Consider the following 25412-nt stretch of genomic DNA (forward strand, 5'->3'; position numbering starts at 1 on the left):
GCGCCGCGCTGCGGTCCCGAGGGTGCGCGGCCTCGCGTTGTCTCGGCGGACCCGCACGACGCGCGCTGCGGTCCGGAGTGGGCTGGGCCTCGCGTGCCGACTGCCACGGGACACCCGGTCGTACCAGAGAAATCAGATCCGCAAGGAAGTAGGCGGTGTCGCGGCAGCGGGGGTGGTTGTTGCGCCGAGTTTTCGGCGGCAGGTTCCGGAACCGTCCGGGGGACAGCTCGCTGAGCTGCGGTTACGGCGCCGGTACCGGTTTCGGCGCATTGACATCGGTTAACCGCGCGTTCACAGTGGCGGCGAGAGAGCGCTTTCTCGACACCCCTCCGTCCTCCGTGGCTGGAAAGGCTCGTCAACCATGCGAAAAAGTCCCCTGCTGGCCGGCGTCCTCGGCGCCGTGCTGGCCACCTACGTGCTGGTCGCCGCCACCGCGGCCAGCGCCGCCGACACCCTGCTCTCGCAGGGCAAGAGCGTGACCGCCTCGTCCACCGAGTCGGCCGCCTTCCCGGCCGCGAACGCCGTCGACGGCAACGTCGGCACCCGCTGGTCCAGCGCGTTCAGCGATCCGCAGTGGCTGCAGGTCGATCTCGGCGCGAGCGCCACGATCACCTCGGTCACGATCGACTGGGAGGCCGCCTACGCGAAGTCGTTCACCCTGCAGAGCTCGGCGAACGGCAGCTCCTGGACCACCCTCTACAGCACCACGAGCGGCGCCGGCGGCCGGCAGACGCTGTCGGTCAGCGGCACCGGCCGCTACGTCCGGCTGACCACCACGGTCCGGGCCACCCAGTGGGGTGTCTCGCTCACCGAGTTCCAGGTCTTCGGCTCCGGGGGCGGCGGCACCGGCACGCCGACCATCCCGCCGGGCGCGGTCCGGGTCGCCGAGTTCCTCGCCGACTGCCCGTTCACCCATCGGCTGCCGGACGACCCGATCGTGTTCCCGAACCTGCCCGGCGCCTCGCACATGCACAGCTTCTTCGGCAGCGAGGTGACCAACGCGTCGACCACGGTCACCGACCTGCTCAACGCGAACAGCAACTGCAACCCGTCGATCGACAAGTCGTCCTACTGGATCCCCACGCTGTACCAGGACAACGTGCCGGTCGAGCCGACCACCGGGATCTTCTACTACCTGGGTGAGGGGGTCTCGGACGCGCTGATCGCGCAGACCCAGCCGTTCCCGCTCGGGCTGCGGGTGGTGGCCGGCAACGCGAAGGCGACCGGTCCGGCCGACAACACCATCGCCCGCTGGTCCTGCCTGCACCACGGCGAGGTCAACCCGTCCAGCGACTTCGTGAACTGCCCGGCCGGGTCGATGCTGGAGTCGTACCTCGACTTCCCGCACTGCTGGGACGGGCGGAACCTGGACTCGGCCGACCACAAGAGTCACATGGCGTACCCGGTCGGCAACGCCTGCCCGGCCAGCCACCCGGTGGTCGTGCCGAAGCTGCGCCAGGTGATGCGCTACCCGGTCAACGGCGACCCGGCCCGGCTGCGGCTGGCGTCCGGCCGCGGCTACACGATGCACGGCGACTTCTTCAACGCCTGGCCGGTCGACGAGCTGGCCCGGCGGGTCAACGACTGCATCCGGATCATCGTCAAGTGCGGCGTCGACGGCCGTCCCTGACCGTTGCGGATCAGCCCCCGTCCCGGGGTCGTAAGGCCCTGGGGCGGGGGTCCCGCGGCGGGCTAGCTTGACCTCATGCGATTCAGCCGGCGGAGATTCGTGCCGCCCCAGCACGGCGCCTGGGCGATGCTGCTCCTGCCCTACCTGATCGGCGTGGTGACCGCCGGTTTCCGCTGGCCGCACGTGCCGCTGCTGCTCGCCTGGCTCTCCGGCTACCTGCTGTCCTATTACGCTCTGCTGGCGGTCAAGTCGCGACGGCCGCGGAAATTCCAGGACCAATTGCTGGCGTACGGGGTGAGCACCGCGCTCTTCGGTCTCCTGGTCGTCCTCGCCGGCCCGCGGGTGCTGCTCTATGGCCCGCTGTTCGTGGTCCTGCTCGGCGTGAACACCTGGTATGCCTGGCGCCGCCAGGAGCGCGCCATGCTCAACGACCTGGTCTCGGTCGTGCAGAGCTGCCTGATGGTCTTCGTGGCCGGCACCGTCGCCGGCGTCCCGCCCGCCGACGTGGCGGTCCCGTTCACCGTCGCGCTGCTCTACTTCACCGGCACCGTCCTCTACGTGAAGACGATGATCCGCGAGCGGGGCAGCGTCGCCCACTACCGCGCCTCGGTCGCCTACCACCTGGTCGCGGTCGCCGTCGCCACCTGGCTGAGCTGGCCGCTCGGCGTGCTGTTCGGCGTGCTCGCGCTGCGCGCCGTGGTCCTGCCCCGCCGCCCGCTCACCCCGAAACAGGTCGGGCTGCTGGAGATCGGCGCCTGCCTGCTGATCGGCACCCTGGTCCTACAGTGATCGGATGTGGCGCCGCACCTATCGTGACGTGGACGGCCTGCGGGTCGAGGGCGTCGGGGAGACCGTCCTCGTCCGCAACGGGGGCAGCTACTACCTGCACGACCTGCGGATCTACGCGGACGGCCGGATCGACAGCGGCAGCGGCCCACTGGTCGACCTCGACGGCCTCCGCGCGGAGTTGCTGAGCGGCCGGGTGGCGACCGCGCCGGCTGAGGGTGCCCGGGGTGCCAGTCCGTATGCCGAGTGGCGATTCGCCGACGTCCGCAGCCGTGTGGACGCGGACATGTTCCTCGGCGAGGTCGCCGACCGGATCGACCGGCTGAACCACCGCCCCGACTCGGCACAGCGCTGCCGAGCGGCTCTCGACACCTACCTGGCCGACCCGACCGAGGAGAACCGGCTGGGATTGAGAGAACGATATGAGGCAGTGCCCCGGCATCGGCGCCGGGGGAGTCTCGGGGCCGGCGTCGACGCCGCTCTGCGGACGCTGACCGCCGATGTCGGATCGCTGTTGCCCGCCCTCTTCGAAGGGCAGCCCGGGGAACCGGTGACTGCGGAGAGCCATGCGCGGGCGGTGGCCGGCATCCGTGTCAACGACCAGTGTCAGGCCGATGTTGTTGCCCACAACGTCGACCGCGAAGTCCGCACGCAGGTCGACGGCCCGGCCTCGGCGCCCAGCCACACCGTCTACGCCTACCACGATCCCGCGAAGCAGACCGGCCTGCACAACGGCGACCTGATCCCGGTCACCGTCGAGGGCGTCACCTATCCGAGCGTCACGCATGCCTACTGGGCGCTGGCCACCGGCGACCCGCAAGGCATCCTCGCCGAGCCCGATCCGCATGCGGTGGGCCGCCTGGGTCAGAAGACTCCGATCCCGCCGGGCTGGTCCGCCCGCCGGCTCGCCGTGATGGCCGAACTGCTGCGCGCCAAGGTCGCGCAACACCCGGCGGTGGCCGCGACCCTGCTCGCCACCGGGGAGTCGCCGATCCTCTACCAGGAGGTCTACGCCGGCGACTTCTGGACCTCGGCCGGCGCCAACTGGACCGGCCGCCTGCTGCAACTGATCCGCGCCGAGCTGGCCGACTGACTCCCGGGCGAGTGGGGATTCGTTCGGAGCTAGTCGGCTGGCTCCCGGGCGAGGTGCGCCTGGAGCGCGGCCGCGATCTCCGCGGCGGCGGTGAGCTGGGCCGGGGTGAGCGCGTCGACGAACAGCTCCCGGATCGCGGTGAGGTGCGGCACGGTGGCGGCGTCGAAGGCGGCGGCGCCGGCCGGCTCCAGGATCGCCTCGGCGCCGCGGCTGTCGGTGGCGCACTCCTCGCGGCGCACCAGCCCGCGCCGCTCCATCCGGCCCAGGTGGTGGGAGAGCCGGCTGCGCTCCCAGCCGATCCGGGCGGCCAGGTCGGACGAGCGCATCCGCTGCCGCTCGGCCTCGCTGAGCGCGAGCAGCACCGCGTAGTCGCCGGGGGAGAGACCGGTGTCGGCGTGCAGCCGGCTGGTGAGGCGGCCGCGCAGCGCGTCGGTGCTCTCGATGAAGGCGCGCCAGGCGTCCAGCTGAGCGCGGTCGGGAAGTCTCCGGGACCGGGGCATAAAACCGCACCTCCGATAGTTGACGTGTCCATCATAGCGATTGACGTGTCAATCAACGGGAGGCGAGAGCCATGACCGACCTGATCCTGGGCCTGGACACCTTCGGCGACGTGCCGGAGGACGACACCGGCCGGCTGGTCTCGCACGCGGCCGCGATCCGCCAGGTGGTCGAGGAGGCGGTGCTCGCCGACGAGCTGGGCGTGGACGCGATCGCGCTGGGCGAGCACCACCGCCCGGAGTACTCGATCTCCACCCCGGAGACGGTGCTGGCCGGGATCGCCGGGCGCACCTCCCGGATCCGGCTCGGCTCCGGCGTCACCGTGCTCAGCTCGGACGATCCGGTCCGGGTGTTCCAGCGCTTCGCCACGGTGGACGCGCTGTCGCACGGCCGGGCCGAGGTGATCCTCGGGCGCGGGTCCTTCACCGAGTCGTTCCCGCTGTTCGGCTACGACCTGAGCGACTACGACGTGCTGTTCGAGGAGAAGCTCGACCTGTTCGTGAAGCTGCTCGACGAGCAGCCGGTCACCTGGAGCGGCACCACCCGCCCGGCGCTGACCGGCGCCGAGGTGTTCCCGAGGACCGAGTCCGGCCGGCTGACCACCTGGGTCGGGGTGGGCGGCTCCCCGCAGTCGGTGGTCCGCACCGCCCGGCACGGGCTGCCGCTGATGCTGGCCATCATCGGCGGGCAGCCGGAGCGCTTCGCGCCCTACGTCGAGCTGTACCGGCGGGCCGCCGAACAGCTCGGCACGGTCGCGCACCCGGTCGGCATGCACTCGCCGGGGTTCGTCGCGGACACCGACGAGCAGGCGAAGGAGCTGTTCTACCCGCACTACAAGACGCAGCGGGACCGGATCGGCGCGCTGCGCGGCTGGCCGCCGCTGCGCCGGGCCGAGTTCGACGCCGAGGTGGCGACCGGGTCGCTCTACGTGGGCGCGCCGGAGACGGTGGCCCGCAAGATCGCCCGCGCGGTCAAGGCGCTCGGCGTGGGCCGGTTCGACCTGATCTACACGGTCGGGGCGCAGCCGGTCAGCCCGCGGCTGCGCGCGGTCGAGCTGTTCGGCGCGAAGGTGCTGCCGATGGTCCGCGACCTGATGACGGAGAAGTGATGACCACCCTGGGGATCCTCGGCGCCGGCAAGCTCGGCACCGTGCTGGCCCGGCTGGCCGTGGCGGCCGGATACGACGTGCTGGTGGCCGGCTCCGGCGACCCGGCGAGGATCGCCCTGATCGTCGAGGTGGTCACCCCGGGCGCGGTCGCGGTGACCGCGGCCGAGGCGGCCGCGCGGGCGGACATCGTGGTGCTCGCCCTGCCGCTCGGCAGGTACCGCGAGGTCCCGGCCGAGCTGCTGGACGGCAAGCTCGTCGTGGACGCGATGAACTACTGGTGGGAGGTGGACGGCGTGCGCGACGACCTGACCGACCCGCGGCGGTCGTCGAGCGAGGTCGTCCAGGACTTCCTGACCGGCGCCCGGGTGGTGAAGGGCCTCAACCACATGGGCTATCACGACCTGGAGGAGGGTGCCCGGCCGGCCGGGTCGCCGGGCCGCAAGGCGATCGCGATCGCCGGGGACGACCCGGGGTCGGTGGCCGCGGTCGCCGAGCTGGTCGACACGCTGGGTTTCGACCCGGTGGTCGCCGGTCCGCTCGCGTCCGGGGCGGCGATGGGACCGGGCGCCGAACTGTTCGGCGCGAACACCGACGCCGCCGAGGTCCGGGCGATGCTGGACCGGTTCGCCCCACCGGCCCGGCGGTAGCGGCCCGGCGGGGTGCCGAAACGTCGTTTGAACGCGGCCGCGAAGGCGAACTCCGAGCCGTACCCGATCGCGGTGGCGACCGCGCCCAGCGGGGCGTCCGTGGTGGTCAGCAGCCGGGCCGCGAGGGTCATCCGCCACCAGGTCAGATAGGTCAGCGGCGGCTGGCCCAGCAGCTCGGTGAAGCGCCGGGCGAACGGGCTGCGCGACATCCGCGCCTCGGCGGCCAGGGCGGCGACCGTCCACGCCCGGCCGGGCGCGTCGTGCACGGCCCGCAGGGCGGCGGCGATCGGCGGATCGTTCAGCGCCGCCGCCCAGCCGGTCCGCTCGCCCGGCGCGCGGTCGATCCAGGTCCGCAGGATGTGCAGCAGCAGCGTGTCGAGCAGCGCCGGGACGATCGCGTCGGTGCCCAGCCGGGGCCGTTCCAGCTCGCCGGCCAGCAGGTCGACGGTGGCCCGCAGCTCCGGGCGCAGGCCGAGCCGGGGCAGGTGGATCAGGTCGGGCAGCCCGGTGAGCAGCGGATGAGCCCGGCCGGGGGCGAGCCGGTAGCCACCGCACAGGACGACGGCGGCCGGGTGTGCCACGGTCCGGTTCGCGTAGCGGGCCGCGAACCGCGGGTCGTCCGGGTCGCAGGCCGGCTCGTCCGGCACGGTCGACGGGCTGTCGGCGAGGGTGTGCCCGTCGCCGTGCGGCCGGAACACCACGTCGCCGGCGGCCAGCTCGATCGGGTCACGGCCCGGCCGGGTCAGCCAGCACGTCCCGGAGAGGACCACCTGCAGGCCGGCGGCGCCCGGCACGGCCGCGAACTCCTGCGCCCACGGCGCCGGCCACTCCACCCGGGCCGAGCGCGGCTCGCCGGTCCGCATCACCGCGATCACGTCGCTCAGCACGTCCACCGGGCCGAGCCTAGCGGGACGATCGCGCAGGAAACCAGGCCGCTGACGCATGGATCGTCCCGCGACGGCTGCCTAGGTTCAGGTCATGCGAGCAATGCGAATTCATCGGTACGGCGACCCGTCGGTGATCCAGGACGATGACGTACCGGAGCCGGAACCCGGCCCGGGCGAGGTGCTGATCCGGGTCGCCGGCACCTCGTTCAACCCGTCCGACCTCGGTGTCCGCCGCGGCCTGCTGAGCGACGTCCTGCCCATCGAGCTGCCCTGCACGCTGGGTGGTGAGGTGGCCGGCACGGTGGTCGGGACCGGTGACCGGGTCATCGGCCGGGTCACCGGAGCGGCCGCCGACTACGTGGTCGCTCCGGCCGGCTCGCTGGTCGCCGCCCCGGCCACGATGCCGCTGGCGCACACGGCCGCCGTCCCGATCGCCGGTCTCACCGCCTGGCAGGCGGTCTTCGAGCACGCCGAGGTCAAACCCGGGCAGCGCGTCCTGATCAACGGCGCCGGTGGCGGCGTCGGCGGGTTCGCGGTCCAGCTGGCCAAGCACGCCGGGGCGTACGTGATCGCGACCGCCTCGCCGCGCAGCGCCGAGGCGGTCCGCGGGCAGGGCGCCGACGAGGTGGTGGACTACCGGAGCACCCCGCTGCCCGGCGGGGCCGACGCCGTCCTCAACCTGGTCGACATCGGCCCCGCGCAGGTCGCCGAGCTGCTCTCGAAGGTCCGGCCGGGCGGTGTCCTGGTCTCGGTCACCGTCCCGGTCGGCGTGCACTTCGTGGCCCGCGACGACCCCGGTCAGCTGGCCGAGCTGGTCGCGCTGATCGACGCCGGGGTGGTGCGGGTGGACATCGCCGGCAGCCGCCCGCTCACCGAGCTGGCCGCGGTGCACCGCGACGCCGAGGCCGGCCGGCTGCGGGGCAAGACGATCCTGACCCCCTGAGGCACGCGGTCAGCGATGGCTGGTGACGGTGATCGGGGGTGCTGACCACCGTGGCGCTGAAGGCAGGGGCACGCTCCGGCAGAACCGGAGGAACTGTCAGCAAGCAGGACGCAGGAGGTCGGTACGCATCCGCGGCTCGAACGCCCGGCAAGTGCCCGGACGGGTCTTCTTGGCCCGGTACATCGCCAGGTCCGCGTCCTCCACGAGCCGCTCCGCGGTCCGTCCCGGCCCGCTGTAGGCGATCCCCACGCTGGCCCGGGTGAGCACCTGCCGGCCGGCGATCTCGAACGGCTCGCCGATCGCGTCGATCACCCGCTGCGCGATGTCCCACGCCTGCTGCTCGGCCGCGATCGGCTCGAGCAGCACCGCGAACTCGTCGCCGCCGAACCGCGCCGCCATGTCGGACTCCCGCACCGCCGCGCGCAGCCGGTCCGCCACCCCGCGCAGCAGCTCGTCCCCGGCGGCGTGCCCGAGCGTGTCGTTGACCTGCTTGAACAGATCCAGGTCGAGGTAGAGCAGGGCGGCCCCGGTGTTCTCCGCGAGCACCCGCTCGACCCGCTGCAGGAACAGCGTCCGGTTCGGCAGGCGGGTCAGCGGGCAGTGGTGCGCCTCGTGCATCGCGGCCGCGGTGTGCGCGCCGGTCAGCGCCAGGCTGGCCTGCTCGCTGAACGCCGCCAGCACGTCGCGCCGCTCGGCGTCGCGCACCTCGGCGCCCTCGCCCTTGTTCAGCACGAACGCGCCGGCCACCCGGTCGCCGATGTGCACCGGAGCGGCGGCCAGCAGGCCGTTGCCGACCGGCCGGGCGGTCGCCATCGCCCGGTCCGCCGCGTGCAGGATGTCGTCGCGGTGCCGGAAGACGCCGGCCAGCGACGCCACCGTGAGCACGGCCGGGTCGGCCACGTCGTGCAGCACCAGCGCGGCGCCGCCGTCCACCTCCAGCAGCGCCCGCGCCCCGGTGGTGATCGAGTCGAGCAGCTCGCCCAGCGGGGCGCCCTGGCCGGCCGCCCGCTGCACCCGCAGCAGCGTCTCCAGCAGCAGCTCGCGCCGCTCCAGCGCCTCCACCAGCACCAGCCGGGCCGCCGCCTCGCGCTCCCGCTCCAGGCGCAGCTGCTGCTCGGCGGCGAGCGTCCGTAGCCCGCGCAGGGCCAGCCCGAGCACCTTCGCCATGCCCTGCAGCATCTGGCGTTCCTCGGCGCTGAACGGCTCGCCGGCGCGGGCCAGCACCAGCCGCTCGCCGTGGACGCCGGCCAGCGCGTGGACGGTCACGAAGGCGTCCCCGACACCCGGGAACGTGGCCGTCTCGGTGCCCGACCGGATGCCGGCGAACAGCGCCGGGTCCGGCGAACGGCCCAGCCCGACCGAGGCGGCCAGCACGTCCCCGCAGATCACCGCGCCCAGCTCGGCGTCGGTGGCCTCGGTGGCGCGCTGCACCGCGACCCGGGTGGCGGTGGGCTCGTCACCGGCCCGGGTGATCGCGCTGAAGTACTCGCTGAGCTGGAGCATCGACCAGGCGGTCATGGCGTCAGCTCACAGCGAGGGCGGCCACCGTCAGGTGGTGCATACCCTTCGCGCCGCCCTGCCGGACGATCTCGCCATTGGAATAGAAGCCGCCGAACGGGATCGGCTTGAGCCGGTCCCGGAGCCGCTCGGTGGCCAGGTCCGTGTGGTCCGGGCCGAGCGCGATCGGGCGTACGCAACAGTCGAAGACCAGCACCCCCAGCGGCGCGGCGCCGTCGACGGCGTCCGCGGCGGCCCGGGCGGCGTCCGCCGCCGCGTCCACCACCTGGTCGGTCTCGCCGGCCATGAACCAGACCATCGCGCCCTCCGGCGTGTCGGCCAGGCCGGAGATCGACCGCTCCTCGCCGTCGCACTCGAAGATGATCCGGACGTCCTCCCCGGTACGCCGGGCCAGCCCGAGCGGCCGGATCGTGGCGAACTGCAGGAACGCCTCCGGGTCCGCGGCCAGCTCGGCCGCCCCGCCGGTCCGCCGCAGGTAGACGTCGAGCGCCGGCTCCCCGTCCAGCTCGTAGATCTTGCCGCCCTCGCTGCGGGTCACCACCATCGGCTCGCCGATCCGGTGCCAGCCGTGCGCCAGCCCGATCCCGAACGGCGACGGCGAGCCCAGCGCGGCGCCGAGCACCGCGTTCGGCAGCACCCGCACCTCGCCGCCGTCGCTGAAGAACGCGAACGTGCCGGTCTGCGTCACGTTGTCGCCCGCGCAGCCGCCGACCAGCGGGACCTGGGCCCCGCTGATCGCGTAGGCGCCGCGGACCACCTCCTGCTGGTCGCCGCTGCGCCCGTCGCCGAGCATCAGCAGCACCCGGTGCTCCGCCTCGACGTCGTCGAGCGCGGACGCCACCGTCTCGCCGGCCGCGTAGAGATCCATGCTGTCGTGCGGAACCGCCCGCACCGCCGCGGCGTAGCCGCCCAGCGCGTTGACCACCACCCCGGCGACCGGCCCGTCGGTGGTGTACTCGCCGGACGTCGAGCAGCCGATCATCAGCACGTCACCGCCGGCCGCGGCGTGCACCGCGGCGGCCATCTCCGGCGTCGAGTGCGACAGCGACGCGAAGACGATCACCAGCGCGGCCCGGCGGCCGCCGAGCGCCTCGCGGCACGCCTGGGCCCCGGCCTCGGCCGGGTCGGCCAGAAGGCTGCGCCCCACCCCGAACCACCGCTGTTCCGATCCGCTCATGATCGCTCCCCAGTCGCGCCGCGCTTCCGGGGTGCGAGATCGGTCGGGCCACCCCGGTCCTGAGCGAAACCGGGGCGGCGGGTCTCGACATCGCCGGGCATGATGGCCGGATGGGGATCGACATGGATTTCGACACCGCGGTCGGCTCGCTGTTCCAACCGGAGGGGCGGATCGATCCCTACCCGGCCTATGACGTGCTCCGCGCGCACGCGGCCGCCTTCCCCGGCATGGAGAACCAGTGGTGGGTCACCTCGCACGCGCTGGTCAGCCGGCTGCTGCGGGACCCGAGCCTGCGGGTCGCCGACAAGAGCGACTACGACCAGTTCTGGCCGGACTGGCGGGACAACCGGGGAGTCGCCTCGGTGGTGCTGTCGATGCTGCAGACCAACCCGCCGGACCACTCCCGGATGCGCCGGGCCGCCGCCGCCACCTTCACCGCCCGCCGGGTCGCCGCGATGCGCGACGTGATCACCGCGCAGGTCCACGAGCTGATCGATGAGCTGCCCGCGGAGACCGATTTCGTCAGCTCGTTCGCCTACCCGCTGCCGATCGCGGTGATCTGCGCGCTGCTCGGCATCCCGGAGTCGGAGCGGCACTGGTTCCGGCAGCGGGCCGCCGACCTGACCGTGGTCCTCGAGCCGATCAGCAGCGAGGAGGAGATGAGCCGCGCCGACAAGGCCGGGCGCGACCTGGAGGACTACTTCGTCGGCCTGGTCGCCGACCGGCAGCGGTCCCCGGGCGACGACCTGACCAGCGCGCTCGTCCAGGCCGCCGGCGCCGAGGACGCCGTGCTCACCGGCGAGGAGCTGCTGGCCAACCTGGTGCTGCTGCTGGTGGCCGGCTTCGAGACGACCACCAACCTGCTCGGCACCGGCCTCCAGGTCCTGCTGGACCATCCCCGGGAAGCTGACCGGTTGCGATCAGACGCGGAGCGCGCGCCCGCTGTCGTCGAGGAGATCCTCCGGTACGACTCCCCGGTCCAGCTCACCTCCCGCTTCACCACCACCCCGCTCGACCTGGGCGACGGCAAGCACCTGGGCACCGGCACCATGCTGACCATGCTGCTCGGCTCGGCGAACCGGGACCCGGAGCGCTACCCCGACCCGCACCGCTTCGACCCGGACCGGCCGAACATCCAGCCGGTCTCGTTCGGCGGCGGCGCGCACTACTGCCTCGGCGCGCCGCTCGCCCGGCTGGAGGCGCAGGTGGCGTTTCCGCTGCTGCTGACCAGGCTGCCCGGGCTCGCCCTGGCCGGCGAGCCGGTCCGCCGGGACCGCCTGGTGCTGCGCGGCTACGCCAGCCTGCCGATCACCACCGGGGCCTGATCTCGCTCCGTCCGGCTTGATCGCGGTCGGTCACCACCGGGGCTTGATCTCGCTCTGGAAGAAGTCCATGAACCCGTCCGGGTCCGGTCCGGCGTTCTGCAGCACCAGGTGATCAAAACCGGCCTCGGCATAGGTCCGCGCCGCGTCCAGGTAGGGCTGCGCGTCCGGACCGCAGACGAACTTCTCCCGTACGTCCTCCACGCGCACGGTCTGCGAGGCGGCGTCGAAGTTCACCGGGTTGGGCAGCTCGGCCATCACCTTCCAGCCGGTCAGCGCCCACCGGGAGGTGCGGTGCGCCTCCTCGGCGGCGGCGTCCGCGGTCGGTGCCCAGGCCATCGGGATCTCGGCGTACTTCGGGCCGTCCCCGCCGGCCTTCTCGAAAGCGGTGACCAGGTCGGCGCGCGGCTCGGTGGCGAACAGTCCGCTGCCGTGCGTGCCGGCCAGGGTGGCCGCCTGGGAGCCGCCGGCCGCGACCGCGACCACCGGCAGGGTCTCCGGCAGGTCCCACACCCGGGCGTCCTCCAGCTGCAGGTGCTTGCCCTGGTAGGACCGGTAGCCGCCCTGCCAGAGCAGGTTGATGATGTCCAGCGCCTCGGCCAGCATCTCCTGCCGGACGTCGATGCCCGGCCACGGCCGGCCGACGACGTGCTCGTTGAGCCGCTCGCCGGAGCCGATGCCCAGGGTGAACCGCCCGTCCGAGATGATCGCCAGGGTGGCTGCCGCCTGCGCGATGATCGCCGGGTGGTAGCGGACCGTCGGGCAGGTCACCCCGGTGGCCAGCCCGAGCCGGTCGGTGCGGGCGGCGATCGCGCTCAGCACGTTCCAGGCGAACGGGGAGTGGCCCTGTTCCTCGAGCCACGGGTGGTAGTGGTCGCTGATCTCGACGAAGTCGAATCCGGCCTGCTCGGCGCGGACCGCCTGGCGGATCAGTTCCTTGGGGCCGAACCCCTCGGCCATCAGCTTGTATCCGAATCGCATGCTGATCGCCTTCCCCGGCCGGTGCCCGGGAAACGTGCCAGTGTCGCGAAATCGGGGTAAGGGACACTTCGTGACAGGTTACCGAGGCCAGGTTCGGCGCTACGCTCGATGCTGGTTCGGCCGGGCCGGGGCCCGGGCCGATCCGAGGGCAGTGGCCGGCCTCAGCACGCGCCGGCCCCGGAGAGACGGCCGGAGGGCCAGGAGGCAGCCGATGTTCGGCGCAGCGCGGCCCGGCCGCCTGCGGGGGAGCGGCCACGAGGCGGTGCGATGACCGCCTTCGATCATCCCGGTCTGCTGTACCACAACACCGCCGACTACCTCGCCGGTACGACGGCGTTCGCCCGGGCCGCGGTGGCCGCCGGCGAGCCGGTGCTGGTCGCGGTGCCCGGCGACAACCTGACGATGCTGCGCGACGAGCTCACCGATCTCGGCGACGCGGTGACCTTCGCCGACATGGCCGAGGCCGGGCGTAACCCCGGCCGGATCATCCCCGGGGTGCTGCTGGCCTTCGCCGCCCGGCACCCGGGGCGCCGGGTCGCCGCGATCGGCGAGCCGATCTGGCCCAGCCGGTCCGGCATCGAGTACCCGGCCTGCGCCGCCCACGAGGCGCTGATCAACGCGGCCTTCGCCGGCGTGGCGGCGACCGTGCTGTGCCCGTACGACGCGGGCCGCCTGGACCCGGCGTGGGTCGACGACGCCTGGCACACCCACCCCGTGATGATCGAGTCCGGGCAGCGCAAGCCCAGCCCTTGGTACACCGACGGGGTGACCGCGGCGGCCGCCTTCAACCAGCCCCTGCCGCCGATCCCGGACGCCGCCGCCACCTGGGAATACACTGCGGCCCGGGAGCTGTCCGCGGTGCGCGCCTTCGCCCGCGGGCAGGCCCGGGAGGCCGGGCTGCTCGGCGACCGCGGTGAGGACTTCGTGCTGGCGGTCAACGAGCTGGCCGAGAACACCATCCGGTACGCGCCCGGCGGCGGCGTGATCTCCACCTGGACCGAGCCGGGGCGGCTGGTCTGCCAGGTCGACGACGGCGGTCACCTGACCGATCCGCTCGTCGGGCGGATCCCGCCGTCGGTCAACCGGGAGGGCGGGCGCGGGTTGCTGCTCGCCAATCAGGTGTGCGACCTGGTACGCATCCACACCGAGCCGGGCAGCACCAGCATCCGCCTGCACATGCTGCTCTAGCCGGTCCGGGGCGTGTGGTCAGGTCCGCTCCAGGACGACGATCGGGATCTCGCGGTCGGTCTTCTTCTGGTACTCGTCGTAGTCCGGCCAGGCCTCCACCATCTTCGCCCACATCGCCGGCTTCTCCGCCGGGGTGGCGACCCGGGCCGTCGCCGGGAAGCGGTCACCCTTGATCTGCACCTCGACCCGGGGCTGCGCGGACAGGTTGACGAACCAGGCCGGCGGCGCGGCCGCGCCACCCTTGGACGCGACCACCAGGTAGGCACCCTCGTGCTCCCGGAAGATCAGCGCATGCGACCGCTCCTCGCCGGACTTGCGCCCGGTGGTGAACAGGATCAGGATCTCGGTCCCGTTACGCCAGTGGAACCCGTCCGCACCGTCGGTCTCCAGGTACCGGGCGACATGCGGATCACCGTGCAACTCCATCGCGGAAACCATGCCGTCCAACGTACCCAAATCCTCCCGGCGTAGCCGTCATCGCCACCACCAACCACCCGCCACCGGAAGTCCGCCGCCACCATCCGCGGCCCCGCGCAACCATCCGCCGCGCTCCGCGGCCACCTGCGGTCCTCCGCCACCATCGGCGGCCCTGCGCAACCATCCGCCGGTCTCCGCGGCGACCCGCGGTCCTCCGCCACCATCGGCGGCCCCTGCGCAACCATCCGCCGGTCTCCGCGGCCACCGGCGGTCCTCCGCCACCATCGGCGGCCCCCGCGCGAGCCGCGGCCCCGGCGGTCTGTCGCGCCGGTGAGCGGGTCGCTCGGGCGGCATAGGCTCCGCGGCGTGACGGGATTCGACTGGGCGAGGATCGAGCCGGTGGCGGACGCGACGCCGGACGAAGCGGTGGAGATGATCGAGCGCACGCTGCGGATCCTGGAGGACCTGCTCTGCGGGACGAACCACTCGGTCAGCCTCCGGCTCAGCCAGCAGCCGCTGATCAAGGGCAGCGTGTCCAGGTCGGCCGAGGCGCTGCTCGGCGACGGGCTGCGACCCACGCTGAGCCCGCTCGCGTCCTGGTCCCGGGCGATCCTCGACGTGCTGCCCGGCTGGTTCGCCCCGGCGCACGCGGCCGAGGGCTCGCCGCCGCGCCGGCTGGCCGAAGGGCTGACCGAGTGGCTGGTGGCGCTGCTCGGCCAGGTGTGGCCGCCCGGGGTCGAGGCCTACCTGATGGACGTCAAAGCGGTCGAAAAAGGTGCGTTCTGGGACGTCGACTACGTCGACATCGTGGTGCGTGTCGGCGCGAAGGTCTGGCACCTGCACATCGGCCGCTCCGACTGAGGTCCCGGGGTGCGGCAGCGGGGCGGGCTACTTGAGGTTTCCTGTGCGGGTGAACCGAATGGCAACCGGGGTGTGACCGGTCTGCACTCCGGGCGGTGGTGGATCGCCCGAAGTGTGGGGCATGACCGACACGATGGTGGTTGAGCTGGGGCTGCAGGCGATGACGATCGCGGCGAAGCTGTCCGCGCCGGTGCTGCTGACCGCGCTGGCGGTCGGGTTCGCGATCTCGTTGTTCCAGTCGGTGACGCAGATCCAGGAGGCGACGCTGTCGTTCGTGCCGAAGGCGGTGGCGATCGGCGCGGTGCTGCTGTTCACCGGCAACTGGATGCTGCACGAGATGATCACCTACACGACGCAGCTGTTCGACCGGATCCCGGACCTGCTGCGCTGATCCGCCCCGCACGTCGAAAGCTGATCCGCCCCGCACGTCGAAAAAGGCCGCCCGTCGGGCGGCCTTTTCGCGTCTCGCGGTTGTCCGGCTGGGTGTGAGGGGTGTTTCGGGTGGTCGAGGCACCCGTGAGGGCCAGCCGGGGGAGCGTGGGGCGCGTTGCGGTCCGGCGCGTGTCGCGGTTGTCCGGCTGGTTGTGAGGGGTGTTTCGGGGTGGTCGAGGCACCCGTGAGGGCCAGCCGGGGGAGCGTGGGGCGTGCTGCGGTCCGGCGCGTGTCGCGGTTGTCCGGCTGGTTGTGAGGGGTGTTTCGGGGTGGTCGAGGCACCCGTGAGGGCCAGCCGGGGGACCGTGGGCGCGCTGCGGTCCGGGCGTGGAGCGGGCGTTGCGGGCGTACCGGAAGAGGGTGACGCGGACCTCGGGCCGGCGCTGGGTTAATCGGTGGACCGGGCTGCGAGGATTTCGGCATGCGGAAGATTCCTACGGTGTTCCGGCGGGACCCGGACGATCGCCGGCGGGTGCTGCCCGAGGCCGACCCGGAGTGTCAGTGGGTGCTCGACGGGGCGGGAGTCGCGACCCGGAAATATGACGGGACCTGCGTTCTTCTGGACGAGGACGGGGTCTGGTGGGCGCGCCGGGAGGTGCGGCCGGGGCGGAACCGGCCGGCCGGGTACCGGGCGGTGATGACCGATGAGAACACCGGGAAGACGGTGGGCTGGGAGCCGGTCGCACAGTCGTCCTACGCGGCGTGTCACGTCGAGGCGGTGGCGCGGAGCGGGCGGTGGGCGCCGGGGACCTACGAGCTGATCGGTCCGAAGATCAACGGTAATCCGGAGCGGGTGGCCGGGCACGAGCTGGTCGCGCACGCCGACGCGGAACGGTTCGAGGTGCCGCGGGACCTGGACGGGCTGCGGGCCTGGATCCTGGCGCACCCGGAATATGAGGGCATCGTGTGGCACCACCCGGACGGGCGGCGGGCGAAGCTGAAGTACCGGGACTTCGCCTGACCGCTCGCACGAGTGGGTGGGGCGGCCGGCCGGGGTTACTCGTCCGGGGCGACCCAGTAGAGCTGCTTGTGGCCACGGGCCTCCAGCGTGGCCGCCAACTCGTCGGCCTCGGCGCGGGACCGGCCGCGGGCGACCACGTAGCGGTTGCCGTTGTCGTCCTGGCGCCAGACGACCCACCGCTGCTCCGGGGACGCTGTCACGGGACCAGGGCGACGGCGGGCTGGGCGGATCGGGCGCGGCTCTCCATGCGCTGACCGTAGTAGGTGCCGGCCAGCACCAGGACGATGCCGGCGGCCGCGGCGACGCTGAGGTGTTCGCCGGCCAGGAGGACGCCGATCAGGACGGCCCAGACCGGCTCGGTGCCGAGCAGCAGGCTGGCCCGGGCGGCGGAGGTGCGGCGGATCGCCCACAGCTGCACCACGAAGGCGAAGACGCTGCAGCCCAGCGCCAGGTGGAGCACGCCCAGCCAGGCGCCGGCGTCCAGGGCGGCGGCGCCCGGGAGCAGCGACGAGCCGGCCGCCGCGGTGAACAGGACGGCGCCGACGACGGTCTGCAGGGTGGTCAGCGTGGTGGTCCGGAAGGCGTGCCCCCGGGTCAGGTGCGCGGACAGGGTCACGTGGACGGCCCGGACCACGGCGGCGGCCAGCATCAGCGCGTCACCGAGGGACGGCGCGCGCAGGCCGGGCCCGGCGACCAGCAGCACCACGCCGGCCACCGCGACGCCGGCCGCCAGGAAGAACCGGGCCGGCAGCCAGCGCCGGGCGACGAGACCTTCCAGGATCGGCGTGAGCAGGATGGTCAGGCTGATCAGCACGCCGGCGTTGGTCGCGCTGGTCAGCGACACGCCGTACGTCTCCAGCACCAGGACCGAAGCCTGCGTGACGCCGAGCAGGATGCCGATGCCGGCCTCGGGCCGGCTCGGCCGGTGCCGGACGAGCAACGGCAGCATGGCGGCCGCCGAGACCAGGAAGCGCAGCGCCAGCACGACCAGCACGCCGCCCGCGACCACCAGGGTCTTCGCGGTCAGATAGCTGCTTCCCCAGACCACGGCGACGGCCAGCAACAGGACGTCACCCACACGCGTTGTCGACACAGGGTGAGCCTCAGCCCGGTCGATCCGGTAGACAAGACACCAACCTCTGAATCGACGATGTAGTGGAGCCTGATGGATCCGCACCACCTGCGGCTGTTGCGCGAGCTCGGGGACCGGGGCAGTGTCGCGGCGGTGGCCCGCGCGCTGCACATCACGCCGTCCGCGGTGTCCCAGCAGTTGAACACGCTGCAACGGTCGGCGCGGGTGCCGCTGACCGAGCGCAGCGGCCGCCGCCTGGTGCTCACCGAGGCCGGCCGGGCCCTGGCCGCGGCGGCGGTCGAGGTGATGACCGCGCTGGACCGGGCCGACCGCGCGGTCGGCGCCTACCTGGACGATCCGGCGGCACCGGTCACCGTCTCGGCCTTCCACAGCGCCGCGCTGACCTGGTTCCCGCCGCTGGTCCGGCGGGTCCCACAGGTGCGCTGCGCGGACGAGGACGTGGCGCGCGTCGACTTCCCCGGCCTGGTCGGCGACTACGACCTGGTGATCGCGCACCGGCTGGCGCACAGCCCGCCCTGGCCGGCCGAGCGGCTGACCGTGGTGCCGCTGGTCTACGAGCCGCTCTACGTGGCGATGGCCGCGGACTCGCCGCTGGCCGGCAAGCCCCGGCTGACCGCCGCCGACGTGGCCGGCGAGCCGTGGGTCAGCGTGCACGAGGGGTTTCCGGTCGAGGGGGTGCTGACCGCGATCGGGGCGGCGGCCGGGCGGCCGCTCGACATCGCGCACCGGATCAACGAGTTCACCGTGACCGCGTCGATGGTGGCCGCCGGGGTGGCGCTGGCGCTGCTGCCCGGGTATACGACGGTGCCCGACCCGCGGCTGGTGCTGCGGCCCCTGGCCGACCTGCCGGCCGGCCGCCACATCGACGTGCTGACCAGGCCGGAGACCCTGCACCGGGCGGCCGTGCGGGCGGTCCTGGACGCGTTGCGCGAGGTCAGCCGTGCCGGTGGTGCTTCTTGACGAAGGTGTAGCCCGGGGGCAGCTCCTCGTCCTCGTCGATCAGCTCGTTCTCCACCGCGCGCTGGTAGGCGGAGAGCTGCTTCTCGGACGGCTGGGCGCCGGGCGGAAGCTTGCGGACGAAACCCTTGACCCAGTGCTCGCGGCGGTCATGGTGCTCCGGGTCCCCGTCCGGCTCGCTGGGATGCTGCGCCGGCTCCACCAGCGGGGCGTAGAACAGCAGGTCCACCGGCTCCTCGCCGTCGACGGCCGGATAGGACGGATGGCCGGCCGGGTCGAGGCTGCCCTCGACCCGGGTCACGTAGCCCTCCCGGATCAGCTGGTCGACCGCGTTCTTCAGCAGGAACGCGCCCTTCTGGCCGCGGCCCAGCCCGGACCGCCGGGCCAGCTCGGACTCCGGGAAGACCGCGCTGCCGTCCTCGAAGACCCGGCCCAGCTTGCGGATCGTGGTGAGCACCTGGGCCCGGTTCGACGGGCGGGCCTCGAAGTCGCGGGTGACGGTCTTCGGGTCGTACTCGTGGTAGTAGTTGACGCCGTCGATGCGCATCGGGTCGTCCAGCACCTTGGTGCGGATCACCACGGCGTCCCGGCCGGACTGCCAGGAGATCGTGACGACCATGCCGGTGCGCAGGTCGTCCGGCCAGGTGATCCCGGTGAACTGCCAGGTGATGTCCTGCTCCAGGCGTGCCTCGAAGACCTCCCGGGTCGGGGTCACCCCCTTGACCCGGTGCTCCAGCACGACCACCACCGGGTCGCGGCCGCGCAGCACCTCGGCCAGCTCGTCCGGGGCGGTGCACGCCGAGCCGTCCAGGTCGGCATGGCGCAGCGTGACCCGGCGCGTGATCGTCCGCATCTCCACCCCCGTAACCGCAGGTCAGATCAGCATGGTCGCACAACGGCCGGGGACACCGCGGTGCGGTGGGGCCGTCCCGACACGCCCGTTTTTCCCTAAAAAAGCAATTTTGGTACGGAAGTTGCTACTGTGAACGGGTGCCGGCCTGTGGTGGCCGGCACTTTCTTTTCCCCTCTCGTGCCGTCCAGGCGCTCAGTCGAAGTGCAGGCCCCCCGTCCGGGTGCGCTTGAGCTCGAAGAACCCGGGGTGGTTCGCCAGCGTCCGGGCGGCGTCGAACAGCCGGGCCGCCTCCTCGCCGCGCGGGATCCGGTTCAGCACCGGCCCGAAGAACGCCACCCCGTCGATGTGGATGGTCGGCGTGCCGACGTCCTCGCCGACCGGGTCCATCCCCTCGTGGTGCGACTTGCGCAGCCCCTCGTCCCACTCGGTGGTCCCGGCCGCCTCGGCCAGCGACGCCGGCAGCCCGGCCTCGGCCAGCGCCTGCCGGATCACCGCGGTGAAATCCTTGTTTCCCTGCTGGTGGATGCGGGTGCCGAGCGCCGTGTAGAGCTCGCCGAGCACCTGCTCGCCGTGCAGCTGCGCGGCCGCGGTGACCACCCGGGCCATCCCGAGCGAGCGGTCCACCAGGTCGCGGTACCAGTCGGGCAGCTCGCGGCCCTCGTTCAGCACGAACAGGCTCATCGGCCGGAACCGCAACTCGAGGTCGCGCAGCGGCCGCACCTCCAGGATCCAGCGCGACGTGATCCAGGCGAACGGGCAGGCGGCGTCGAAATACAGATCGACGGAAGTCATGATCAGGCTCCTCACGGGTTTCGCCGACCACGCTAGATCCCAGATTGGCCTGCCGGGTGTGCCAATTCCAGGCCGAATGGATGGGCCAATCATTGGTCCGGGCGCCCTGTCTTGCCGGAGGCTGGTAGCTTCCCGGCTCATGGAGATCAACGAGGTGCTGGCGGCCGAGGCCGGGTCCGGCTGGGGTGGGCTGCTGCTGCCGGCGCTGCTGGCCTTCGCGGTGCTCGGCGGCTTGCTGACGCTGGCCCTCGGCGTGGCCCTGCTGCTCCGCCTGACCCGCTCCCGCTGACGCGGTCGCGCGGACCCGCTCCGATGGGCGCCGCCAGGTGGCGGGAGGGGCCGGGTGGCGGGACGGTCAGGTGGCGTCGAGGATGCCGTAGCGGGCCATCACCATGGCTCGGCGGGAGCTGTTGACCGTGCGGACGCGGCGGGCGATGAAGAAAGCGTCGAGCAGGGTCCACACGCCCAGGCCGCCCAGGGTGAACAGCATCGCTATCGACTGAAGCGTGTCGCCGAGGTAGAAGCGGTGGCCGCCGAAGACGCCGGTCACGCACCACAGGGCGTACGCCAGCCTGGGGTTCTTCTTGATCGCGTCGAACTCGGACTCGGCGCGCAGCAGGCGCAGGCGCTCCCACTCCGGGAGGGTGGCCTGTTCCGGGGAGGGGATCACGCGCGCAACGATAGCGGCCCGGACGGCGAGCGTGATCCAGCCGCCGGTCCGCGCGGGGTCAGGGTTTGCGGGCCACCGCGCCGGACACCGAGGCCTCGACCGGGGTCGGGTGCTCCGCGGCGGACGGGTCCGGGCGGGCCCGCGACAGGCGCCCGGATCCGCGGGGAGAAGGGAGCTTCGGAGGAGGAAAGGGCGGGGCGCGCGATCACTGCAGGTGGCGGGCCGGATGCCGAGAGTGCGGGGATTTGTGAACCGGTCGGTGGCGCGGCAGTATGCACGGGTGCAGCGATACCGGGTGGCGATTATGGCTGTGGCGGCGGCCGTGGTTCTCGGCGGAGGCGGCCTGATCTACGCCGGCCTCAGCGAGGACGACGGCACCGACGGCGGGGGCGTGCTGCCGAGCGCGCTGAGTCTGGGCGGTGGGTCGTCGCCGACCGCCTCGCCGACCCCGACCGGGCCCAGCCCCGAGGAGCTGGCCAAGGCCGAGCGGGCGAAGCGGAAGAAGCAGCTGGACGCCGCGCTGAAGAAGCTGTCCGCCAGTTCGCCGGAGTTCTCCGTCGCGGTGCAGGACCTGACCACCGGCGAGACCTACGCCTACCGCGGCGACGAGCACTACGACACGGCCAGCATCGTGAAGGCGCAGATCCTCGCCTGCATGCTGCTCAAGGACCAGGACGCCGGCCGGGAGCCGAGCACCAGCGAGATGGCCCTGGCCAAGCCGATGATCCAGCTCAGCGACAACAACGCGACCACCTCGCTGTTCCAGCGGCTGGGCGGCAAGAGCGCGGTCACCAAGTGCAACAAGCGGCTCGGCCTGACCGACACCGTGGTCAACAGCTCCTGGGGCCTGACCCGGACCACCGTCGACGACCAGCTGAAACTGCTGGCCAAGCTGGTCGACACCGAGGGCCCGCTGGACGCCGGCTCGCGCAAGACCGCGTTCAAGCTGATGAACACGGTGAACGAGGCGCAGGACTGGGGCGTCCCGGCGGTGGCCAAGTCCGGCGAGACCACCACGGTCAAGAACGGCTGGGACACCCGCTCCGCCGACGGCGGCCTGTGGGCGGTCAACACCATCGGCCGGGTCACCTCCGGCGACGACGTCAACGTCTCGGTCGCCGTGCTGTCGCACAACAACAAGTCGATGGAGGGCGGCATCGCCCTGGTCGAGAAGGTCGCCAAGCTGACCCGGCAGTACCTCAAATACTAGAAATCCCGCTTACGGTACGACCGGGAGCGCCCGCCGCGGAGACAGCCGGGGCGGGCGCTTTCGCGTACCGGAAAGGCAGTGGCCGCGGGTGGAGCGGACCCGTCGCCGGCCGAGTCGAGCGACCGGGCGGCGACGGACCGGCCCGCCGGGGTGCGAAAGATCGCTGATGTTGGCAGACTGCGCTGAGTGAGCATCGGCGGAGGTCTGTTTCTCAACGGGCGCTACCGGCTGCTGGACCAGCTCGGCGAGGGCGGGATGGCCGTCGTCTGGCGGGCGCGGGATCTGGTGCTGGGGCGCGACGTCGCGGTCAAGCTGATGGCCACGCTGCGGTTCGGTGACCGGATCCGGCAGGAGGCGCTGGCCGCGGCGGCGCTGTCGCATCCGAACATCGCGCAGGTCTACGACTACGGCGAGACCGAGCACGACGGGCGCCTTCTCCGGTACGTCGTGATGGAGCTGGTCCCCGGTGGCACGCTCGCCCAGCGGCTGACCGCCGGGCCGCTGCCGCCGCGGTTCGCCATGCGGGTCGGCGCGGAGATCGCGGCGGCGCTGGCCGCGGCGCACGGCGAAGGGCTGGTGCACCGGGACATCAAGCCGGGCAACGTGATCCTCGGGCCGACCGGGGCCAAGGTGGTGGACTTCGGGATCGCCGCGGCGGTGGCGCCCGAGGGGACCGGGTCGCCGGACACCGAGGTGCTCGGGACGCCCGCCTATCTCGCGCCGGAGCGGCTGTTCGGGGCGGCGGTCGCGCCGCCGGCCGACGTCTACGCGCTCGGGGTGCTGCTCCACCTGGCGTTCACCGGACATACGCCGTGGACGGCGGAGAACACCCGGCAGATGCTGGAGGCGCACGTCTACGTGGAGCCGGCCCCGCTGCCGCCGGTGCCCGGGGTGCCGGGGCACGTGGTCCGGCTGTGCGACCGCTGCCTGGCCAAGGACCCGGCGGTCCGGCCGAGCGCCCGCGAGGTGGCCGGGGTGCTGGCGGTCGCCGCGGGCCTCCGGATGATCACCGATGAGCTGCCGGTGGCGGCCGCCGGGGTGCCGCCGGTGCCCGAGCCGACGCTGCTGGTCCGGCCGCCGCAGGGCACCCAGCAGCTGCCGGCCGCGGTCCCGGCTCCAGCCCCGGCTCCGGGCCCGGTCCCGGCCGCCCTCCCGGCTCCGGTCCCGGCCTCGAAGCCGCGCCGGCCGCTCGTGGTCGCCGCCGGGGTGGTGGTGGCGGTGCTGGCCGCCGGCGGCTGGCTGCTCTTTCCCGACCGGGACGGCGGCGGCGTCACGGGCGCGGCGACGCGGGGCACCTCCGGACCGTCCGCGGCCCCGGTACCGCCGGCACCGTCGCAGGAGCCGGGCGCGGCCGGGCCCGCGTCCGCGGCGGTGCAGGCCGGCCGCACCGAGCGGTCCGCGCCGGCCCCGGCCGCGACGGCGGGGACCACCACGAGCCCGGTGCCGACGACTCCCGGGGCGACCCCGGCCACGCCGCCGCCCGCCACGCCGACGACCCCGACCCCGCCGGCGACGCAGCCGACGACCGCGACGCCGGTCCAGCGGACGCTCACCACCAGCGCCGGAACCGTGAAGGCGAGCTGCCCGTCGCCCGGCACCGCGCAGGTGCTGTCCTGGACGGCGGCCAGGACGTACAAGGTCCAGTCGGCCGACGAGGAACCCGGACCGGCCCCGGCGGTCGTCTTCAAACACGGCTCGGCGCAGGTCACCGTCACGGTGACCTGCGCCGGATCGGAACCGTCGGCGTCCGAGAGCTGATCAGCCCCAGGTCGAGCCGGACCAGTCCTCCGAGGACCAGAACCGGCCGGACCACGCGCCCGCCGACCAGAAGCGGCCGGACCAGAAGCGACCGGTCCAGTTCGGGTCGGTCCACGAGCTGGCGCCGCCCCACGGGGTGCCCGCCCAGGTCGCCGGTGCCCACGTCCTCGAGGCGAACGACGAGCCGGTCCAGCCGTCGCCGGCCATCCGCATGCCCATCCACTGGCCGCCCTGCCAGGACGCGCCGGTGGACGAGAAGACCGCCCAGTTCGCGCTGTGGAACGGCCCGAAGATGGTCATCTCGCCGCTGAGCGGGACGTTGTTGCTGACCACCCGGCTGTCGCCGCGGGCGTCGTCGAGGTTGCCGCTGCCGTTCGACGGGGTCCAGGTCTGCTGGCTGGACGACGACGGGGTGAGGCCGAGCGCGGTGCCGACGTTGATCTGCTTGAGGCCCAGGGTGGCCGCCTTGCCGGTGACCGCGGTGCCCCGCTTGAGCAGATCCTTCACCTGGTCCGGGGTGAGCGACGGGCGGGCCTGCAGGAGCAGCGCCACGGCGGCCGAGGTGACCGCGGCGGCCTGCGAGGTGCCGCTGCCGCGGAACAGCGTGGTGCCGGTCCGGGCGCCCGGGTAGTTGTTGTCGATGTTCGAGCCCGGGTCGCGCAGCGACGCGATCGACTCGCCGGGAGCGAGGACGTCCGGCTGCTTCTCCTGGGTGGCCAGGTTGGTGTAGGTGGCCAGGGTGTCGTCGCCGGCCGCGGTGGTCCCGTTGGTCGCGGTGGCGCCGACCGACAGCACGAACGGGTCGGTGGCCGGGTTCGCCAGCGTGGTGCTGCCGTTGCCGTCGTTGCCGGCCGCGGCGACCACCACGATGCCGGCCTTCCAGGCCTGCTCGGCGGCGTACTGCAGCGGGTCGGTCCAGGCCGCCGGGTTGCCGCCGCTGCCGTAGGACAGGTTCAGCACCCGGGTCGGGTTGGCCGGGTCGTCGTTGCGGTGCTCCACCACCCAGTCGATCGCGGCGATCACCTGGGACACGTCGACCGCCCCGTTCGCGGTGCCCAGCTTGACCGAGGTGAGCTTGGCCTTCGGTGCGAGGCCGACGCTGCCGCTGGCCGTGTCGTTGCCGATGATGATCCCGGCCAGGTGTGTCCCGTGACCGTAGGTGTCCAGGTAGCGCAGCTCGTCGGACTGCGACTCGAAGGACAGGTCGGGCCCGTTGACCAGCTGTGCCGCCGGGATCCCGGGCACCGGGGCGACGCCGGTGTCGAGCAGCGCCACGCCGACGCCGGCGCCGGTCAGCGAGGCGGCGGCGCCCGAGTCCGCGCCGATGATCCGGCGGACGTCCCTGAGCGCGGTCCCCGCCGTACCGGTGGTGCCGGAACTCAGCCAGGTCCCGGACCAGCCGCCGCCCGGCGCGGACCGGCTCGCCGCCGCGGCCGGGACGGCCGGGGCGAGCAGGGTGAGGGGCAGCAGCGCCGCTGCGGTGGCCCGGGAAAGCCGGCGAGCGCGGCCGGAACTCGAAGTGGGCACCAGATGTCCTTCCAACGACCGAACCTGACCACGTGCGGTGGTCACGTCCACCACGATCGGTAGCGGAACGGGTGTGCGTCCAGCCCCGGGACCGGCTTCCGGA

The 25412-nt window shown here is 73.1% G+C and carries 26 protein-coding genes and 1 pseudogene; 15 read left to right on the forward strand and 12 right to left on the reverse strand.

The genetic code is table 11. From position 1 onward, the window contains the following. The first annotated feature begins 361 nt into the window (after positions 1 to 361). From BJY16_RS24335 to BJY16_RS24345, 3 genes are all read left to right on the forward strand, one after another. Positions 362 to 1630 (forward strand): DUF1996 domain-containing protein, encoded by a 1269-nt coding sequence (locus tag BJY16_RS24335; protein ID WP_185041890.1) that lies wholly within the window; start codon positions 362 to 364, stop codon positions 1628 to 1630. A 75-nt stretch (positions 1631 to 1705) separates the two neighbouring features. After that, positions 1706 to 2419 (forward strand): YwiC-like family protein, encoded by a 714-nt coding sequence (locus BJY16_RS24340; protein WP_185041891.1) that lies wholly within the window; start codon positions 1706 to 1708, stop codon positions 2417 to 2419. A gap of 4 nt (positions 2420 to 2423) precedes the next feature. After that, a complete protein-coding gene (locus BJY16_RS24345; protein ID WP_185041892.1) occupies positions 2424 to 3509 on the forward strand; it encodes an NADAR family protein in 1086 nt (361 codons plus the stop codon). Positions 3510 to 3538: 29 nt separating this feature from the next. On the opposite strand, the gene BJY16_RS24350 is transcribed toward BJY16_RS24345, so the two are convergent. After that, the gene (locus tag BJY16_RS24350) at positions 3539 to 4009 is read right to left on the reverse strand and encodes a MarR family winged helix-turn-helix transcriptional regulator (protein WP_185041893.1); all 471 of its coding nucleotides are present in this window, start codon (positions 4007 to 4009) and stop codon (positions 3539 to 3541) included. Between the two features lie 71 nt (positions 4010 to 4080). Between BJY16_RS24350 and BJY16_RS24355 the strand changes: the two genes are divergently transcribed. Beyond that, positions 4081 to 5115 carry an LLM class flavin-dependent oxidoreductase gene (locus BJY16_RS24355; protein ID WP_185041894.1) on the forward strand — a complete coding sequence of 345 codons (1035 nt, stop codon included), beginning with the start codon at positions 4081 to 4083 and terminating at the stop codon, positions 5113 to 5115. After that, the gene (locus BJY16_RS24360) at positions 5115 to 5762 is read left to right on the forward strand and encodes an NADPH-dependent F420 reductase (RefSeq protein ID WP_185041895.1); all 648 of its coding nucleotides are present in this window, start codon (positions 5115 to 5117) and stop codon (positions 5760 to 5762) included. The genes BJY16_RS24355 and BJY16_RS24360 overlap by 1 nt, the downstream gene beginning before the upstream one ends. On the opposite strand, the pseudogene BJY16_RS24365 reads toward BJY16_RS24360, so the two are convergent. Beyond that, positions 5753 to 6655, reverse strand: a pseudogene (locus BJY16_RS24365) (AraC family transcriptional regulator); the annotation flags it as partial. The gene BJY16_RS24360 and the pseudogene BJY16_RS24365 sit on opposite strands and share 10 nt — an antisense overlap. A gap of 85 nt (positions 6656 to 6740) precedes the next feature. Here BJY16_RS24365 and BJY16_RS24370 point away from each other — a divergent pair. Continuing rightward, a complete protein-coding gene (locus BJY16_RS24370) occupies positions 6741 to 7592 on the forward strand; it encodes an NADP-dependent oxidoreductase (protein WP_185041896.1) in 852 nt (283 codons plus the stop codon). Positions 7593 to 7688: 96 nt separating this feature from the next. Here the strand turns inward: BJY16_RS24370 and BJY16_RS24375 are convergent, their stop codons facing one another. After that, positions 7689 to 9110: a GGDEF domain-containing protein gene (locus BJY16_RS24375; RefSeq protein WP_185041897.1), complete on the reverse strand. Its 1422-nt coding sequence runs from the start codon at positions 9108 to 9110 to the stop codon at positions 7689 to 7691. A gap of 4 nt (positions 9111 to 9114) precedes the next feature. Continuing rightward, positions 9115 to 10287 (reverse strand): FIST signal transduction protein, encoded by a 1173-nt coding sequence (locus BJY16_RS24380; protein WP_185041898.1) that lies wholly within the window; start codon positions 10285 to 10287, stop codon positions 9115 to 9117. A gap of 122 nt (positions 10288 to 10409) precedes the next feature. Between BJY16_RS24380 and BJY16_RS24385 the strand changes: the two genes are divergently transcribed. Then, entirely contained in the window at positions 10410 to 11612 is a 1203-nt protein-coding gene (locus BJY16_RS24385; protein ID WP_185046634.1) for a cytochrome P450, read from the forward strand. Between the two features lie 30 nt (positions 11613 to 11642). Here the strand turns inward: BJY16_RS24385 and BJY16_RS24390 are convergent, their stop codons facing one another. After that, complete coding sequence (locus tag BJY16_RS24390; RefSeq protein ID WP_185041899.1) at positions 11643 to 12590, reverse strand: TIGR03557 family F420-dependent LLM class oxidoreductase; 948 nt, start codon at positions 12588 to 12590, stop codon at positions 11643 to 11645. Between the two features lie 267 nt (positions 12591 to 12857). On the opposite strand from BJY16_RS24390, the gene BJY16_RS24395 reads away from it, so the two are divergent. Continuing rightward, positions 12858 to 13778 (forward strand): anti-sigma factor RsbA family regulatory protein, encoded by a 921-nt coding sequence (locus BJY16_RS24395; protein ID WP_185041900.1) that lies wholly within the window; start codon positions 12858 to 12860, stop codon positions 13776 to 13778. A gap of 18 nt (positions 13779 to 13796) precedes the next feature. On the opposite strand, the gene BJY16_RS24400 is transcribed toward BJY16_RS24395, so the two are convergent. Further along, a complete protein-coding gene (locus BJY16_RS24400; RefSeq protein ID WP_185041901.1) occupies positions 13797 to 14216 on the reverse strand; it encodes a nitroreductase family deazaflavin-dependent oxidoreductase in 420 nt (139 codons plus the stop codon). 345 nt (positions 14217 to 14561) lie between these two features. Between BJY16_RS24400 and BJY16_RS24405 the strand changes: the two genes are divergently transcribed. The 3 genes from BJY16_RS24405 (at position 14562) to BJY16_RS24415 (ending at position 16449) form a co-directional block, all read left to right on the forward strand. Beyond that, positions 14562 to 15056: a hypothetical protein gene (locus BJY16_RS24405; protein WP_185041902.1), complete on the forward strand. Its 495-nt coding sequence runs from the start codon at positions 14562 to 14564 to the stop codon at positions 15054 to 15056. Between the two features lie 121 nt (positions 15057 to 15177). Continuing rightward, positions 15178 to 15447: a flagellar biosynthesis protein FliQ gene (gene fliQ / locus BJY16_RS24410; RefSeq protein WP_185038766.1), complete on the forward strand. Its 270-nt coding sequence runs from the start codon at positions 15178 to 15180 to the stop codon at positions 15445 to 15447. Between the two features lie 462 nt (positions 15448 to 15909). Further along, entirely contained in the window at positions 15910 to 16449 is a 540-nt protein-coding gene (locus tag BJY16_RS24415) for a hypothetical protein (protein ID WP_185041903.1), read from the forward strand. A gap of 35 nt (positions 16450 to 16484) precedes the next feature. Here the strand turns inward: BJY16_RS24415 and BJY16_RS24420 are convergent, their stop codons facing one another. Continuing rightward, positions 16485 to 16649 carry a hypothetical protein gene (locus tag BJY16_RS24420; protein ID WP_185041904.1) on the reverse strand — a complete coding sequence of 55 codons (165 nt, stop codon included), beginning with the start codon at positions 16647 to 16649 and terminating at the stop codon, positions 16485 to 16487. After that, the gene (locus tag BJY16_RS24425) at positions 16646 to 17542 is read right to left on the reverse strand and encodes a DMT family transporter (RefSeq protein WP_239177955.1); all 897 of its coding nucleotides are present in this window, start codon (positions 17540 to 17542) and stop codon (positions 16646 to 16648) included. Before BJY16_RS24425 ends, BJY16_RS24420 begins: the two co-directional genes overlap by 4 nt. A gap of 72 nt (positions 17543 to 17614) precedes the next feature. Between BJY16_RS24425 and BJY16_RS24430 the strand changes: the two genes are divergently transcribed. After that, on the forward strand, positions 17615 to 18502 hold the full coding sequence (locus BJY16_RS24430; RefSeq protein WP_185041905.1) for a LysR family transcriptional regulator: 888 nt from the start codon (positions 17615 to 17617) through the stop codon (positions 18500 to 18502). On the opposite strand, the gene BJY16_RS24435 is transcribed toward BJY16_RS24430, so the two are convergent. Next, a complete protein-coding gene (locus tag BJY16_RS24435; RefSeq protein ID WP_185041906.1) occupies positions 18477 to 19352 on the reverse strand; it encodes a hypothetical protein in 876 nt (291 codons plus the stop codon). The two genes, BJY16_RS24430 and BJY16_RS24435, sit on opposite strands and share 26 nt — an antisense overlap. Positions 19353 to 19544: 192 nt before the next feature. After that, on the reverse strand, positions 19545 to 20144 hold the full coding sequence (locus BJY16_RS24440) for a mycothiol-dependent nitroreductase Rv2466c family protein (protein ID WP_185041907.1): 600 nt from the start codon (positions 20142 to 20144) through the stop codon (positions 19545 to 19547). Between the two features lie 139 nt (positions 20145 to 20283). On the opposite strand from BJY16_RS24440, the gene BJY16_RS24445 reads away from it, so the two are divergent. Beyond that, positions 20284 to 20433 carry a hypothetical protein gene (locus BJY16_RS24445; protein ID WP_185041908.1) on the forward strand — a complete coding sequence of 50 codons (150 nt, stop codon included), beginning with the start codon at positions 20284 to 20286 and terminating at the stop codon, positions 20431 to 20433. A gap of 66 nt (positions 20434 to 20499) precedes the next feature. Here the strand turns inward: BJY16_RS24445 and BJY16_RS24450 are convergent, their stop codons facing one another. Further along, on the reverse strand, positions 20500 to 20814 hold the full coding sequence (locus tag BJY16_RS24450; protein ID WP_239177954.1) for a TM2 domain-containing protein: 315 nt from the start codon (positions 20812 to 20814) through the stop codon (positions 20500 to 20502). A 304-nt stretch (positions 20815 to 21118) separates the two neighbouring features. Here BJY16_RS24450 and BJY16_RS24455 point away from each other — a divergent pair, with 304 nt between their 5' ends. Then, the gene (locus BJY16_RS24455) at positions 21119 to 22024 is read left to right on the forward strand and encodes a serine hydrolase (RefSeq protein WP_221502035.1); all 906 of its coding nucleotides are present in this window, start codon (positions 21119 to 21121) and stop codon (positions 22022 to 22024) included. 186 nt (positions 22025 to 22210) lie between these two features. Further along, complete coding sequence (locus BJY16_RS24460) at positions 22211 to 23782, forward strand: serine/threonine-protein kinase (protein WP_185041909.1); 1572 nt, start codon at positions 22211 to 22213, stop codon at positions 23780 to 23782. On the opposite strand, the gene BJY16_RS24465 is transcribed toward BJY16_RS24460, so the two are convergent. Further along, the gene (locus tag BJY16_RS24465) at positions 23783 to 25309 is read right to left on the reverse strand and encodes a S8 family serine peptidase (RefSeq protein ID WP_185041910.1); all 1527 of its coding nucleotides are present in this window, start codon (positions 25307 to 25309) and stop codon (positions 23783 to 23785) included. It abuts the gene before it with no gap. Positions 25310 to 25412 lie beyond the last annotated feature (103 nt).

Origin of the sequence: Actinoplanes octamycinicus, from assembly GCF_014205225.1 — a bacterium.
In the GTDB taxonomy this organism is placed as follows: Bacteria; Actinomycetota; Actinomycetes; order Mycobacteriales; family Micromonosporaceae; genus Actinoplanes; species Actinoplanes octamycinicus.